The sequence below is a fragment of the Streptomyces sp. MK7 genome (genome assembly GCF_032658145.1).
Lineage (GTDB): Bacteria > Actinomycetota > Actinomycetes > Streptomycetales > Streptomycetaceae > Streptomyces > Streptomyces spiralis.
In genome coordinates this window covers 19658-32129 of sequence record NZ_JAVACL010000043.1, presented here as the reverse complement: position 1 = coordinate 32129, position 12472 = coordinate 19658, and the positions used below count along the sequence as shown (strand labels likewise).

12 protein-coding genes are annotated in these 12472 nt (G+C 72.1%); 5 read left to right on the top strand and 7 right to left on the bottom strand.

What is annotated here, in order from left to right; all coding sequences use genetic code 11:
• The 3 genes from R2S09_RS32385 to R2S09_RS32375 all read right to left on the bottom strand — a co-directional run bounded on the left by R2S09_RS32385 (nucleotide 1) and on the right by R2S09_RS32375 (nucleotide 2959).
• The gene (locus R2S09_RS32385; RefSeq protein ID WP_030178304.1) at nucleotides 1-549 is read right to left on the bottom strand and encodes a sigma-70 family RNA polymerase sigma factor; all 549 of its coding nucleotides are present in this window, start codon (nucleotides 547-549) and stop codon (nucleotides 1-3) included.
• Nucleotides 550-921: 372 nt separating this feature from the next.
• Complete coding sequence (locus R2S09_RS32380; protein ID WP_316744868.1) at nucleotides 922-2349, bottom strand: amino acid permease; 1428 nt, start codon at nucleotides 2347-2349, stop codon at nucleotides 922-924.
• A 130-nt stretch (nucleotides 2350-2479) separates the two neighbouring features.
• Complete coding sequence (locus tag R2S09_RS32375; protein ID WP_030178298.1) at nucleotides 2480-2959, bottom strand: universal stress protein; 480 nt, start codon at nucleotides 2957-2959, stop codon at nucleotides 2480-2482.
• A 358-nt stretch (nucleotides 2960-3317) separates the two neighbouring features.
• Between R2S09_RS32375 and R2S09_RS32370 the strand changes: the two genes are divergently transcribed.
• On the top strand, nucleotides 3318-4154 hold the full coding sequence (locus tag R2S09_RS32370) for a polysaccharide deacetylase family protein (RefSeq protein WP_306191704.1): 837 nt from the start codon (nucleotides 3318-3320) through the stop codon (nucleotides 4152-4154).
• 48 nt (nucleotides 4155-4202) lie between these two features.
• Here R2S09_RS32370 and R2S09_RS32365 read toward each other — a convergent pair whose 3' ends face one another.
• Nucleotides 4203-4892: a class F sortase gene (locus tag R2S09_RS32365; RefSeq protein ID WP_306191705.1), complete on the bottom strand. Its 690-nt coding sequence runs from the start codon at nucleotides 4890-4892 to the stop codon at nucleotides 4203-4205.
• A 338-nt stretch (nucleotides 4893-5230) separates the two neighbouring features.
• On the opposite strand from R2S09_RS32365, the gene R2S09_RS32360 reads away from it, so the two are divergent.
• Nucleotides 5231-5707 carry a hypothetical protein gene (locus R2S09_RS32360; protein ID WP_316744864.1) on the top strand — a complete coding sequence of 159 codons (477 nt, stop codon included), beginning with the start codon at nucleotides 5231-5233 and terminating at the stop codon, nucleotides 5705-5707.
• Between the two features lie 99 nt (nucleotides 5708-5806).
• Here R2S09_RS32360 and R2S09_RS32355 read toward each other — a convergent pair whose 3' ends face one another.
• The 3 genes from R2S09_RS32355 to R2S09_RS32345 all read right to left on the bottom strand — a co-directional run bounded on the left by R2S09_RS32355 (nucleotide 5807) and on the right by R2S09_RS32345 (nucleotide 7388).
• On the bottom strand, nucleotides 5807-6229 hold the full coding sequence (locus tag R2S09_RS32355) for a hypothetical protein (protein ID WP_306191708.1): 423 nt from the start codon (nucleotides 6227-6229) through the stop codon (nucleotides 5807-5809).
• Nucleotides 6230-6478: 249 nt separating this feature from the next.
• Nucleotides 6479-7243 (bottom strand): DUF4239 domain-containing protein, encoded by a 765-nt coding sequence (locus tag R2S09_RS32350; RefSeq protein ID WP_306191709.1) that lies wholly within the window; start codon nucleotides 7241-7243, stop codon nucleotides 6479-6481.
• 16 nt (nucleotides 7244-7259) lie between these two features.
• The gene (locus R2S09_RS32345; protein ID WP_306191711.1) at nucleotides 7260-7388 is read right to left on the bottom strand and encodes a hypothetical protein; all 129 of its coding nucleotides are present in this window, start codon (nucleotides 7386-7388) and stop codon (nucleotides 7260-7262) included.
• Between the two features lie 774 nt (nucleotides 7389-8162).
• Between R2S09_RS32345 and R2S09_RS32340 the strand changes: the two genes are divergently transcribed.
• The 3 genes from R2S09_RS32340 (at nucleotide 8163) to R2S09_RS32330 (ending at nucleotide 12472) form a co-directional block, all read left to right on the top strand.
• Nucleotides 8163-9128 carry an SCO0930 family lipoprotein gene (locus tag R2S09_RS32340; RefSeq protein ID WP_306191712.1) on the top strand — a complete coding sequence of 322 codons (966 nt, stop codon included), beginning with the start codon at nucleotides 8163-8165 and terminating at the stop codon, nucleotides 9126-9128.
• Between the two features lie 369 nt (nucleotides 9129-9497).
• Complete coding sequence (locus R2S09_RS32335) at nucleotides 9498-10334, top strand: SAM-dependent methyltransferase (protein ID WP_306191713.1); 837 nt, start codon at nucleotides 9498-9500, stop codon at nucleotides 10332-10334.
• A complete protein-coding gene (locus R2S09_RS32330) occupies nucleotides 10331-12472 on the top strand; it encodes a bifunctional diguanylate cyclase/phosphodiesterase (protein WP_306191714.1) in 2142 nt (713 codons plus the stop codon). Before R2S09_RS32335 ends, R2S09_RS32330 begins: the two co-directional genes overlap by 4 nt.

The window sequence follows — 12472 nt, the reverse complement described above, 5'->3', positions numbered from 1 at the left end:
TCACCGCAGGTCGGCCGCGTATCCCGGGAGCACCCTGCGCAGGGCGCGCAGCGCGTAGTACGCACGGGACTTCACGGTACCGGGCGGAATGCCCAGGGTTTCGGCGGCTTCCGCCACACTCGCCCCCTGGAAGTACACCAGCACCAGGACTTCACGGTGCTGCGGAGTGAGTGTCTTCACAGCCTCCCGCACGTCGAGCGTGGCGGCGGCCCGCTCGGCGTGGTCGGCGATCACCCGTGTGTTCTCCAGGACCGCGTCGCCGACCTCCGGCGGCCTGGCCTGCCGGGCCCGGCGCGCGTCGATGGCGAGCCGGCGTGCGACCGTCAGCAGCCAGGGCCGTACGGAGGCGAAGGCGTCGGCGCGCAGCGCCTCGGGATGCTGCCAGGCGCGCACCAGCGTCTCCTGGAGCAGGTCCTCGGCGCGCTGCCGGTCGCCGTCGCACAGCCGCAGCAGCAGGGCGAACAGCGGCCGGCCGTGCTCGCGCTGGAGCGCGGCGAGCTCGTGCTCGGCGGTCGTGGTCACGCGGGGGAGGGCGGTTCCGGCCGTCATGGCCGTATCGCAGCGCAGGGTCCCGCGCCGGGACAGGGCACGCGCAGGGCTGTGCGGCGGACGGTCGATCGCGTCGACGAACGGTTCGACGAACGGTCCGTCACGGCCCGCGCGCCCCCCGGACGGACCAACGGCACGCGCCCGGGCCGTTTGCGACGGCCCTCGACTTCATACCCATTTATCTGTCTTGTCCGTCTGTTGTCTTGTCTGTCTTGTCCGTCCATAGGACTGGTCCGGCGAACGAACGCAGTGGGGTGAACCGATGATCGCACGCAGACACCTGGTAGGCCTGATCCTGACGGCCGTCCTCGCCGTGGCCGCCGCCTGCCAGGCCGACCGCCGGGACCAGGGGGACCCTGCCTCCTCCCGGGGTCAGTCCACGGTCCTCTGGCTCCCGGCCAGCACCGACCGCTTGTACGAGTACCCGAAGTAGATCACGCAGCCGATCAGGAACCACACGGCGAACCGCACCCACGTCTGCCACTGGAGGAACGTGATCAGCCAGATCGAGAAGACCACGCCCAGCGCCGGCACGAACGGCATCCACGGTGTGCGGAAGCTGCGCGGCAGGTCCGGCTGCCGGTAGCGCAGCACGACCACCGCCGTGCACACCACCACGAACGCCAGCAGGATGCCGATGTTGGTCAGTTCGGCCGCCTCGGCGATCGGCAGGAACCCGGCGATGACCGCCGACGCCACCCCGACGATCCACGTCACCCGGGTCGGCACGTGCCGCGTGGGATGCGTCTTCGCGAACCACCGGGGCAGCAGCCCGTCGCGGGACATCGAGAACCACACCCGGGTCACGCCCAGCATGAACGTGAACATCACGGTGAGGATGCCGATGATCGCGCCCACGGCGATCACGTCCGCCAGGCGGCTCAGCCCCACCGACTTGAACGCCGTCGAGAAGCCGCTCTCCTTGTCGATGTCCTTGTAGTTCTGCATTCCGGTCAGCACCAGGCAGGCCAGCACGTACAGCACCATCGCGATCGCCAGCGAGTAGATGATCGCCTTCGGCATGTGCCGCTGCGCGTCCTTGGACTCCTCGGCCGCCGTCGACATGGCGTCGTAGCCGAAGACCGCGAAGAACACGGTCGCCGCGCCGGTGAACGCCCCGCCGACCCCGTAGGGAAAGAACGGGTGGTAGTTGGCCGTGTCGATGTGGAAGACACCGACCCCGATCACCACCAGCACCACGAGTACCTTCAGCACCACCACGACCGTCTCGAAGCGCGCCGCGTTGCGGATGCCGAGGGTCAGCAGCCAGGCGATGAGCAGACACAGCACGGCGGCGAACAGGTCGACCTTGTGCCCGGACCCGGTGCCGGGCGCGCCCAGCATCCAAGCGGGCAGCTTCGCGCCCATGTCCTCGATCAGGAAGCTGAAGTACCCCGAGATGCCGATGGCGACCACCGCCACGATCGCGGTGTACTCCAGCAGCAGGTCCCAGCCGATGAACCAGCCGGCGAACTCGCCGAGCACCGCGTAGCCGTAGGTGTAGGCGGAGCCTGCCTTCGGGATCATCCCCGCGAACTCGGCGTACGACAGCGCGGCCGCGGCGCTGGCCACACCGGCGACGAGGAAGGACACCAGCACCGCGGGGCCGGCCGTGCCGTTGGCCACGGTGCCGGCGAGTGTGAAGATGCCCGCGCCGATGATGCCGCCCACGCCGATCGCGGTCAGCTGCCACAGCCCGAGCGACCGTTCGAGTTTCGGTCCCTCGCCGGCTTCCGTCTCCTCGATGTGTTCGATGGGTTTACGCCGGAGAATGCCTTCACCCATCCGGAGCCCGGCCATGGGCCTCACCTCTTCACAGACGGCAATCGGCTGACGGCGGATCATGATGGCCCAGCCCGGCCGTGTACGGAAGACACCACGCATGGCCCGGGCGGCCCCAGCCGCGCCGCCACGACCGGCGCGAGACCCCCTACGGCACCACCGTCACCGGCCAGCGCCCCGCCTTGACCAGCCGGACCGCCACCGAGCCGATGATCCGGTGGCCGGCCTTCTCGGAGGCGCCGACGACCACCGCGTCGGCCTTCAGCTCGTCCGCGGCCTTCACCAGGCCGTTGTACGGATCGCCGCGGAAGGTGTGGAACTCCCAGCGGACCTCGAATATCCCCTTCAGCCGCTCGGAGGCCTCCCGGATCTGCTGCACCAGTTCCTCGGCGATCTCGTCGGTCGTCTCGGCCACCGGCGCCCCCAGCGCCGCCCCGGTCGACATCACCGGCTGCACGTACACGAGGGCCAGCAGGGCGCGCTGGCGCCGGGCCAGACCGGCGGCGTAGGCGGCCGCCCGCATCGAGGACTCGGAGCCGTCCACCCCGGCCACGATCACCTTCGGGCCGTCCGTGCCCCGCTCGAACCCCTGCGCGTGCCGCTCGCGCTCCTCGTGCTGTTCCGTCACACCTGCGAGGCTATCGGAAGCAGCCGTTCCGGCCGAGGCCCGGGGCGACCCCGATGACCAGCGGCCTTGGGCCGCCCGGCCGGTGCTACGGGGTGTCTCGTCGATCATGCCGGGTTCGCGGCGGCCGGCACCGCACCTCGCCGCGTTGTCGTCGGTCGCCGATGCTCCGCATCGACTCCCTCCTCCGCCTGGCGATGCTCCCCCACTGCCTGAACGGCGTGGGAGGTACCCTCACCGCCGGCCACCGCTCCCTGAGCCGGCCTGGTCGACGAGACACCCCCTGGAGCGGACTCGGCCACGCGGGTGCAATCGTGCCGCCGCGCCGGTTCGGTGGCAGGCCCGCGGTCACTGATGAGTCATGCGGAAGGATCAGTTGCTCACGCGGCGCCGGGCGCTGCTCGCCGGGGCAGTCGCCCTCGGGGCGGCCGGCGCCGCCGGGACGGCCGGTCTGCTGCGCTCCGGCACCGAGGCACGGCCGGCCGCCCCTGCCGCGGGTGCCCAGGCGGGCAGCGCCCTCAAGTCCTCCGCGAACCGCCTGAGCCCCCTGACCGGAGACGCCCCGCCGCGCGCCCTGCCGCTGCCGGCCGAGGTGCGGCACGCGCCGATCCTGCGCTTCTCCGGCCTCGGCGACACCATGCTGCTGACCTTCGACGACGGTCCCAACCCGCGGTACACCCCGCACATCCTCGACACCCTGGCCCGCTACGACGTGCGGGCCACGTTCATGGTGTGCGGCGAGATGGCCGACTGGAACCGGGACCTGCTCGCGCGGATGGCCGACGAGGGCCATGTCGTCGGCAACCACACCTGGACCCATCCGCTGCTCACCCGGCTCACCCGCCGGGAGATCCGCGACGAGCTCGAGGCCACCAGCGACATCATCGAGAAGGCCTACGGCGAGCGGCCCTTGTGGTTCCGCGCCCCCTACGGCGCCTGGAACCGCAACGTCTTCCAGCTCAACGCCGAGATGGGCATGGAACCGCTGGCCTGGACCGTCGACAGCCTGGACTGGACCACCCCCGGTACCGCCACCATCGTCCGCCGGGTCGAGCGCGGCGCCGACCCCGGTGTCGTGGTCCTCTCGCACGACGCCGGCGGCAACCGCACACAGACCGTCCGCGCGCTGCGCAGATACCTGCCCAGACTGCTGGACGAGGGCTACCGCTTCACCCTGCCCCGCCGCACGTACACCTGACACGGCCCGCGCTCGCCCCGCGGGCCCGAGAGCCGCCGTGCGGGGGGTTCAGCGGACCCCGACCAGGCGAGCGAAGACGACGACGTTTCCCGCGTATCCGGTCTGCTTGGTGTAACCGCCGCCACAGGTGATGACCCGCAGTTCCGGTGTGCCCTTCGAGCCGTACACGCGCTCCCCGGGGAAGTCCGCCTTCTGGAACACCTCGACCCCGTACACCTCGAAGACCGCCGTCCTCCCGTCCTCCCGGTGGATGTCGATGTGGTTCCCCTTCCTCAGGGAGCCGAGCCCGTAGAACACCGCCGGGCCGTTCCTGTTGTCCACATGGCCGTCGATCACCGCGGTCCCCTTTTCCCCGGGGGTGACGGCACCGTTGAACCAGCCGGCCAGATTCGGGTCGTCCGGCGGCGGCGCGGCCACCCACCCGTCCGCGTCCACGCCGACCGGAGTGACGGGCGCGTCGACCTGGATCAGAGGGATGCGCACCCGGTCGGGCACCGAGTACGACAGCGGTCCAGGCGCCCCGGATCCGGTCGCGGGCGAGGCACCGGAATGTGGGCCTCCGTCAGGCGCGGCGGCCTTCGCGGGCTGCGGCGGACCAGTCTCGAACTCCCCCGAGCCATTGCGGACGAGGGCGATTCCGGTGAGCAGAACGAGCACCATCACGCCCCAGGGGACGCGTTTGCCCTGTGGCCCCCGCTCCTCCTCCTCGGCCGTGTCGGTCAGCCTGCTCACTGACATTCGCCATCCCCTCTCGAAGGTGGCCGTCGCCCCGTCCTTCGCGCATACAGGAACGCTAGGTCCCGCGCGCGCAGCCGGCGACGGGACGGAGGCGAACGGGTGGCGTCCCGGAATTCCGGTGCGCCGTCCGGGTCGTTCCGGACGGGCGTCTTCCGACAGCCCATGACCTGCGGCGACGTCCGGCGGGGTGAATTCCCGCCGGATCGGGGCTCACTAGGACGGACCACGCCCGAAATGCGCGCTTGCACACGGCATCTGACGGTGTGTTCGGAAGGCGCTGTCTCGCCGATCGACCGGGTACGTGTCCCGGGGCGCCTTCCGCGGAGGATCACATGCGCATGACTCGTATCCCCTTGGCGGTCCTGGTCGCCGTCGTCGCCACCGTCGGCTCGGCGGCCCCGACGGCCGTGGAGAAGGGCGGCGGCACCCCGCGCGCCGGCGCGGCGGCCGGGCCGGGACGCGGAGCCGTCGCGGCCGGCGTGTGCCACGGCGGCGGGCAGGCGGTGTCGCGCGCGTTCGGCGCGGTGCCGACGGGGCCGGTTGACGGGGCCGGCGTCACGGCGAGGTCCGTCGTGGCCCTCCGTCCGCCCGCCCCCGCCGTCACGTACGGCGTCGCGGTCCGCTGCGACGGCCGCGCCCCGGCTCGTCCGGCGGCCTTCACCGCCGCCGGCCGCGCCCGCGGCGGTGCCGACGGTGGCACGGCCCCGGGCGGTGCCACCAAGGCCGACATCGCCATCGGCGGCGGGCTGATGGGGACCGGCGTTCTCGTGGGCGCCGTCTTCTGGATGCGCGGACGCTTCGGCAGGCGCGTCTGACGGCGGCACCTCGAGGCCAGGGTCTCTCCGGTGGCCGCGGATCCGGCCCCCGCCCGTGCGGAGGCCGGATCCGCGTCGTGCCGAGTGCCTTGTGCCGGGTCAGGCCACGCCCTCCTCGCCGGTGCGGCGGCGCGAGAGGTAGTAGGCCGCGCCGACGGAGCCCGCGATGAGCGCGGTGCCCATGCCGATCTCCTTGAGGTCGAAGCCGGCGATGGTGCCGCCCTCGCCCGCGCGGACGCCGTGCCGGAAGTGCTCCGGCCGGCCGCCCCCTCCACCGCCGCGGCCCTCGTCGTCGTAGCCGCCGTCGTCGGAGCCGCCGTAACCACCACCACCGCCGTGAGAGCGGCTGTCCCCGCCGCCTCCGCCGTAGCCTCCGCCGTCGTCGGAGCGGCTGTCGCCGTAGGAGCGGCCCTCGTTGCCGTAGGAGTTGCCGTCGCCGCCGCTGGCGAGAGCGGCGGGTGCGGAGAAGGTGAGGGCGCTCACGCCCAGCAGTGCGGCCGAAACGACGCGTATCACGCGCATGATGGATCCTCCGGGTCCCCGAGGAGCAGCTGCGGACCTCTTCCGCGTGTGCCGGATATGCACCTCGATGATCGAAACGCTAGGAACATGTGCACTCCGGCGCGATCGCACTCGGGCGAACGGGGCAACCGTGTGGGCCGCACAGGGGACGGCGTTCCGGCGGGCGGGGGACACGACGGCCGTGTCGGGCCGCCGGAGGACGGCCCGACCGGGATGAAGGAATGGCAGGCGTCGTGCGGTGAGGACCCGTCAGCCGAGGATGTGCGGGAACAGGTCGAGGAAGGGTGCCGTCGACGCCGATACCCCTCTGCTGTAGGGCGCGTCGAAGTCCCAGATCAGGAAGAGCAGGAAGGCGATCAGGGCGGAGAACAGCCCGGCCAGGACCAGCTCGCGGGTCGTACGCCGGATCTGCAGCGCGAACACCATGCCGACGGTGACGACGGCCCCGGCGATCAGCCCGAACCAGACCACGCCCGGCATCGTCGCCCCGGTCGAGCCCGCGCGTGCGGCGCGGGCCTGGTCGGCCGCGGCCACCTGGTCGACGAGCGGCTGGTAGGCCTGCGCCTCGAAGTCGGAGGCCGGCCGGTGGTCGGTGACGTCCGCGCGGATCTTGTCGAGCAGCTCGTCGCCCCGCGTGGTGACCTGGCCGTGGTCCGCCATCGTCTTCCACTCGGTGGTGACGACGTGTCCGACATAGGCGTTGACATCGGCGCGGACGCGGTCGCGGACGTCCGGCGGGTAGACCCGGACGCGCTCGGAGATCTCGTGCAGCGCCTGCGCCTCCGCCTGGACGTGGTCCTGGGCGGCGACGCGCGCCTCCCAGACACCGGCGATGGCCAGGCCCAGCACGATGGCGTACACCACGCCGATCCACATCGTCATGTACTCGATGACGTCCGGGGTGTCGCTGGGATCGTCGTCCTCGGCCGCCGTGCGGTGCCGTACGAGAGTGATGACGACCACCACGGCACAGGCGGCCAGCATCGCGAGAACGAGAACAAGCCATTCCGACAACAGGTTCCTCCAGGGATCAGCGCGGACGGAGCGCGGCGACGGCGGCCAGCGCGGGCACCGCGATGAGCAGGACGTACGTGACGGGCGACGGGCTCCGCCGGGGCGTGGCCCGGTGCGGCTGCGGGCGGTAGCGCGGGTAGGTCACCGGCTTCGCCGAGGGGCGGGGGCCGGGCTCGGGGTGTGACTCGGGCGTCGGGGCAGGGGCCGGCGGTGGTGGTGGCGGGGGTGTCGGGCGCGGTGAGGGCGCGGGGGCCGGCCGTACGGGCGGCGGCGTCGGCTCCGGTGGCGGGGTGGGTCTCGGTTTCGCCGGCGCCGGCCGGGGGGCGGGCTTCGGGGCTGGAGGCGTAGGAGGGGGAGGCGGCGGGGGTGGCGGAGTGGGTGTGGGGCTGGGGCTGGGGCTGGGCGAGGGTGGCGGTGGTGTGGGCTGCCCGCACGGTGGGAGCGACGGCCAGGAGTCGCCGCCGGCCACCGACACCGCCACCGTTCCGCCCGGGCCCGTGGAGGCGTATGCGCAGGCGTCCGCCGCGGCCGGTGCCGCCGGCGCGCCCGCGCACGTCCACGCCAGGGCCACCGGCGCCAACACCCGTAGCGTCAGGCCCGGTCGGGCCGGTTTCGGTCGATGCACGACGGAGATCATGAGCCGCGGCGGGCCGGGGCACGCCGCAGCCCCCGGTGATTGCCCCGAAGAGGGGAAACGAGGCGAGCGAGGGTTTGGGCGGCCGGTCGCCGCGGCGCGACGGACACGCACGCGCGTACGGCCCGGCGCCGGCCGGCGCGCGTCGTGACGGCGGACGGATCACGCGTCCCGGGAAGAAATTCGTGCCCCGGTTGAACACAACCGCCACCCGTATGCGTAACCAGTGTCGTGCGGCGGCGCAGCAGGGCGCTGCAACACCCTTGGAATCATGTGGAGTTGACGATGAACACCTCCTGGCGGAGCGCATCGCTCGTGGCGACGGCCGCGGCCGTACTGGCGCTGACGACGGCGTGCGGTCAGGACGGCGGCCCCGCGGCGGGCAGCCAGAACGTGGGTGCGACGGCCCCGGCCGGCGGATTCGGCGGCTCCGGTTCAGCCGCCGGCGCGGGCTCCCAGATCGGCGCGGGCAGCGGCAACGGCTACGGCGCCGACGGACAGCAAGGCTCTGCCGGAGCGGCCAAGGCTGCCGGCCGGCTCGCCGTCTCCGACAACGCCGAGCTGGGCAAGGTGCTGACGGACAGCGCCGGTATGACCCTCTACCGCTTCGACCAGGACACGGCCGAACCCCCCAAGTCCAACTGCGACGCCGACTGCGCCAAGGCCTGGCCGCCGGTACCCGCCGACGACGCCACCGCCGGCGCCGGCATCGACAAGGCCCTGCTGGGCGAGGTCACCCGCACCGACGGCACCAAGCAGCTGACCATCGCCGGCTGGCCCGCCTACCGCTACGCCAAGGACACCAAGGCGGGCGAGACCAGCGGCCAGGGCGTGGGCAGCAAGTGGTACGCCATGGCACCCAACGGCAAGAAGGCCTCGCTCGCCGACCTGCCGGGCCTGTCCGTGAAGAAGACCGAACTCGGGGACCTCGTCGTCGACAAGAACGGCATGACGGTCTACCGCTTCCTCAAGGACAAGGCGTGGCCGAAGTCGGTGTCCGCGTGCACCGGCGCCTGCCTGGAGAAGTGGCCGGCCGTGGCCCCGGTGCCCGCCAACGACACCAAGGGCGTCAAGAAGAAGGGTCTGATGGGCTTCACCCGGCCGGACGGGGTCAAGCAGATGACCGTGAACTGCTGGCCGATCTACACCTTCTCCGGGGACAAGGTGCCCGGGGACATCAACGGTCAGGGCGTCGGCGGCACCTGGTACGCCGTGTCCCCTGACGGAAAGCCGGTCGGCGCGCCCAAGTAGAGATCACCTCCCCAGGTCGATCACCCCACCCACCCGACGGTGCCGGACACGGAAGGGAGGGATGACACGAACACGGCGAAGTGCCGGACGCACAGACGCATCCCCCGGCGCGCCACCGACCGGACCGCCCCCTCCGCACCGCACGGAGGGGGCGGTTCGCTGTGTCCCGACGCGGCGCAACGGCGCCTTCGAGAACCGTTCGCCATATCCGCAATCGGCGCAACCCACCGTGATACGGGCACGGGCAGGGTGGTGTGAGCGCAGGTGGTGACCGGGAACGGATGGTCAATTTCCGTTTCCGCTCGCTCCTTTGGCGGGCGATCAGTAGCCTCAGCTCGAACACCGGATCGCCTGCGTTGTGGAGAGAAGATGGAGCGTCCCGCCTGGGCCCCACGGAGCATCGACATCTCGGTGCCGAGCGTCGCTCGCATCTACGACTACTACCTGGGCGGTTCGCACAACTTCGAGGTCGACCGGGAAGCCGCCCGCAAGGCCATGGAGTTCATGCCGGGGCTGCCCAAGATCATGCAGGCGAACCGGGCGTTCATGCGCCGCGCCGTGCGCCACGCCGCGGACCAGGGCATCACCCAGTTCCTGGACATCGGCTCGGGCATCCCCACCTTCGGCAACGTCCACGAGGTCGCCCAGGCCGCCCACCCCGGCAGCCACGTCGTGTACGTCGACCACGACCCGGTGGCGGTCACCCACAGCGAGGCGGTCCTGGCGGACAACGATGCCGCGGACGTGGTCGCGGCCGACCTGCGCAAGCCCCAGGAGATCCTCGCGAGCCCCCGATTGCAGCGGCTGATCGACCTGAATCGGCCAGTGGCGCTGCTTCTCGTTGCCATACTGCACTTCGTGGAAGACACGGACGACCCGTACGGTGCGGTCGCCGAGCTGCGCGACGCGCTCGCGCCCGGCAGCCTGCTCGTCCTCACACATGCCTCGTACGAGGGAATACCGCTGCCGCCGGAGCGGAGCGAGGGCGCGGTCGACGTGTACAAGGACATTCGCAATCCGCTGATCATGCGCTCGCGCGAGGAGATCGCGCGGTTCTTCGAGGGGTACGACATGGTGGAACCCGGACTGGTGCCGATGCCCCTCTGGCGGCCCGAGACGGCGCCGGAGGACGAGGATCCTTATGCCTTCTCCGGATTCGCCGGCGTGGGGCGCGCCGGCGGGCGAACGGGCGGGCGTACGGCGTGATCGCGGAACCGGACGGGCCGGAGGGCAGACTCCGCCGGCTGACGACGATCTGGAGCCGGGCGGTCTTCCCGGTGACCTCCACCTCGCTGACCCGCCCGGAGTTCGCGGAGCAACTGCTGCCGCTGGCCGCCAGGTTGAGCCGGGCGCTGCGGGCCAGGGCCTTCGACGCCGGTGAGGGCGAGGCGGTCGGCGCCGCGCTGGTCGACGCCCACTGCACCGCCCCGGAGGCGCTCAGCCGCTCCCTGGACTGCGTGGACGCCTATCTGGTGCTGTACTGCGGCGAGGGCGGCGACCAGGAGGACCTGCGGGCGCGCTGCGCGCGGCTGCAGCACGCCATGGCGGCCGGGTTCGCACGGGCCCTGCGCGAACGCACGCTCGCCGAGCAGGAGGCGATCGCCCAGGCCGCGCTGCGTGCCCAGGGCGTGGTCGCGCAGGCGCTGCACACCAGCGAGGCCCGCTTCCGGGCGGTGTTCGAAGGCGCGGCGATAGGCATCGGCATCGCCGACCTGGAGGGCAACGTCCTCCAGGTCAACGGCGCGCTGCTGCGCATGTTCGGCGGGTCCGAGCAGAGCCTGCGGCTGCGCAACGTCCGGGACTGGACGCACGCCGAGGACGCCCCGCAGGTCTGGCGGCTGTACGAGGAGCTGGTACGCGGGGAGCGCGAGCACTACCACGTGGAGAAGGCCTTCTACCGGCCCGACGGCACGGTCCTGTGGACCAACCTCACCGTCTCCCTGCTCCGTGACCCCGACGGCAACCCCCAGTACCAGCTGGCCCTCATGGAGGACACCACCGAGCGGCGGCTGCTCAACCTGCGGCTGCGCTACGAGGCCACGCACGACGCGCTGACCGGACTGCCCAACCGCACCCTGTTCTTCGAACGCCTGGAGAAGGCGCTGAACGCGGGCGACGGCCACCGCTTCGGCCTGTGCTACCTCGACCTGGACGGCTTCAAGACCATCAACGACAGCCTCGGGCACGCGGCCGGGGACCGGCTGCTGGTGGAGGTCGCCGACCGGTTGCAGGCGTGCGCGACCGCGCCCGGCGAGATGGTCGCCCGGCTCGGCGGCGACGAGTTCGTGGCACTGACCACCGGACCCGACACCGAGCGCGAGGTCGACGAGCTCGCCTCGCGCATCATGAACGCGCTCGTGGCACCCATCCGCATCGACGGCCGGGAGCTGACGGTGCGCGGCAGCATCGGCGTCGTCGAAGGTCCCGTGGGGGAGCGCAGCGCGGCGGAGGTGCTGCGCAGCGCCGACATCACCATGTACCGGGCCAAGTCGGCGGGCGGCAACCGCTTCGAGCTGGCCGACCCCGAGGCCGACGCCCGCACCATCACCCGGCACGGGCTGACCACGGCCCTGCCGACCGCCCTGGACCGGGGCGAGTTCTTCATCGAGTACCAGCCGCTGGTGCACCTCGGCGACGGCAGTGTGCGCGGCGCCGAGGCGCTGGTGCGCTGGCTGCACCCGCAGCACGGCGTGCTCGGACCGGACCGGTTCATCCCGCTCGCCGAGCACACCGGGCTGATCGTGCCGCTGGGCCGCTGGGTGATGGAGCAGTCGGTGCGCCAGGCCCGTGAGTGGCGCGAGCGCTACGGCGACGGGAGCGGGGGCCCGTTGCGCATCAACGTCAACCTCTCGCCCTGCCAGCTCACCCACCCCGGCCTCGTCCAGGACACCGTCGACATCCTGGAGCGCACCGGCGTGGCCCCCGACGCGCTGTGCCTGGAGGTCACCGAGTCGGCGCTCATCGGCGCGGACGACGACCTGCTCAAACCGCTGCGCCGGCTGGCCGAGATGGGCGTCGACATCGCCCTGGACGACTTCGGCACCGGCTACTCCAACCTGGCCAACCTGCGCCGGCTGCCGGTGAGCGTGCTGAAACTGGACCGCTCCTTCACCCGGGGCATGCAGCAGTTCCCGGCCGACCCCGTCGACCTCAAGATCGTCGAGGGGATCGTGGCGCTGGCCCACAGTCTGGACCTCGCCGTCACGGTGGAGGGTGTGGAGACCGGCGCCCAGGCCGAACAGCTGCGCATACTGGGCTGCGACACCGCCCAGGGCTGGTACTACGCCCGCCCCGGCCCCCCGGACCGCCTGCACGAACTGGCCCTGGCGGACGCGACGGGCTGA

Excerpts from the sequence above, each read along its gene's own strand:
- R2S09_RS32365 (WP_306191705.1), bottom strand. The coding sequence starts at position 4,892 with ATGTCAGTGAGCAGGCTGACCGACACGGCCGAGGAGGAGGAGCGGGGG.
- R2S09_RS32385 (WP_030178304.1), bottom strand. The coding sequence starts at position 549 with ATGACGGCCGGAACCGCCCTCCCCCGCGTGACCACGACCGCCGAGCAC.
- R2S09_RS32335 (WP_306191713.1), top strand. The coding sequence starts at position 9,498 with ATGGAGCGTCCCGCCTGGGCCCCACGGAGCATCGACATCTCGGTGCCG.
- R2S09_RS32360 (WP_316744864.1), top strand. The coding sequence starts at position 5,231 with ATGACTCGTATCCCCTTGGCGGTCCTGGTCGCCGTCGTCGCCACCGTC.
- R2S09_RS32355 (WP_306191708.1), bottom strand. The coding sequence starts at position 6,229 with ATGCGCGTGATACGCGTCGTTTCGGCCGCACTGCTGGGCGTGAGCGCC.
- R2S09_RS32340 (WP_306191712.1), top strand. The coding sequence starts at position 8,163 with ATGAACACCTCCTGGCGGAGCGCATCGCTCGTGGCGACGGCCGCGGCC.
- R2S09_RS32380 (WP_316744868.1), bottom strand. The coding sequence starts at position 2,349 with ATGGCCGGGCTCCGGATGGGTGAAGGCATTCTCCGGCGTAAACCCATC.
- R2S09_RS32370 (WP_306191704.1), top strand. The coding sequence starts at position 3,318 with ATGCGGAAGGATCAGTTGCTCACGCGGCGCCGGGCGCTGCTCGCCGGG.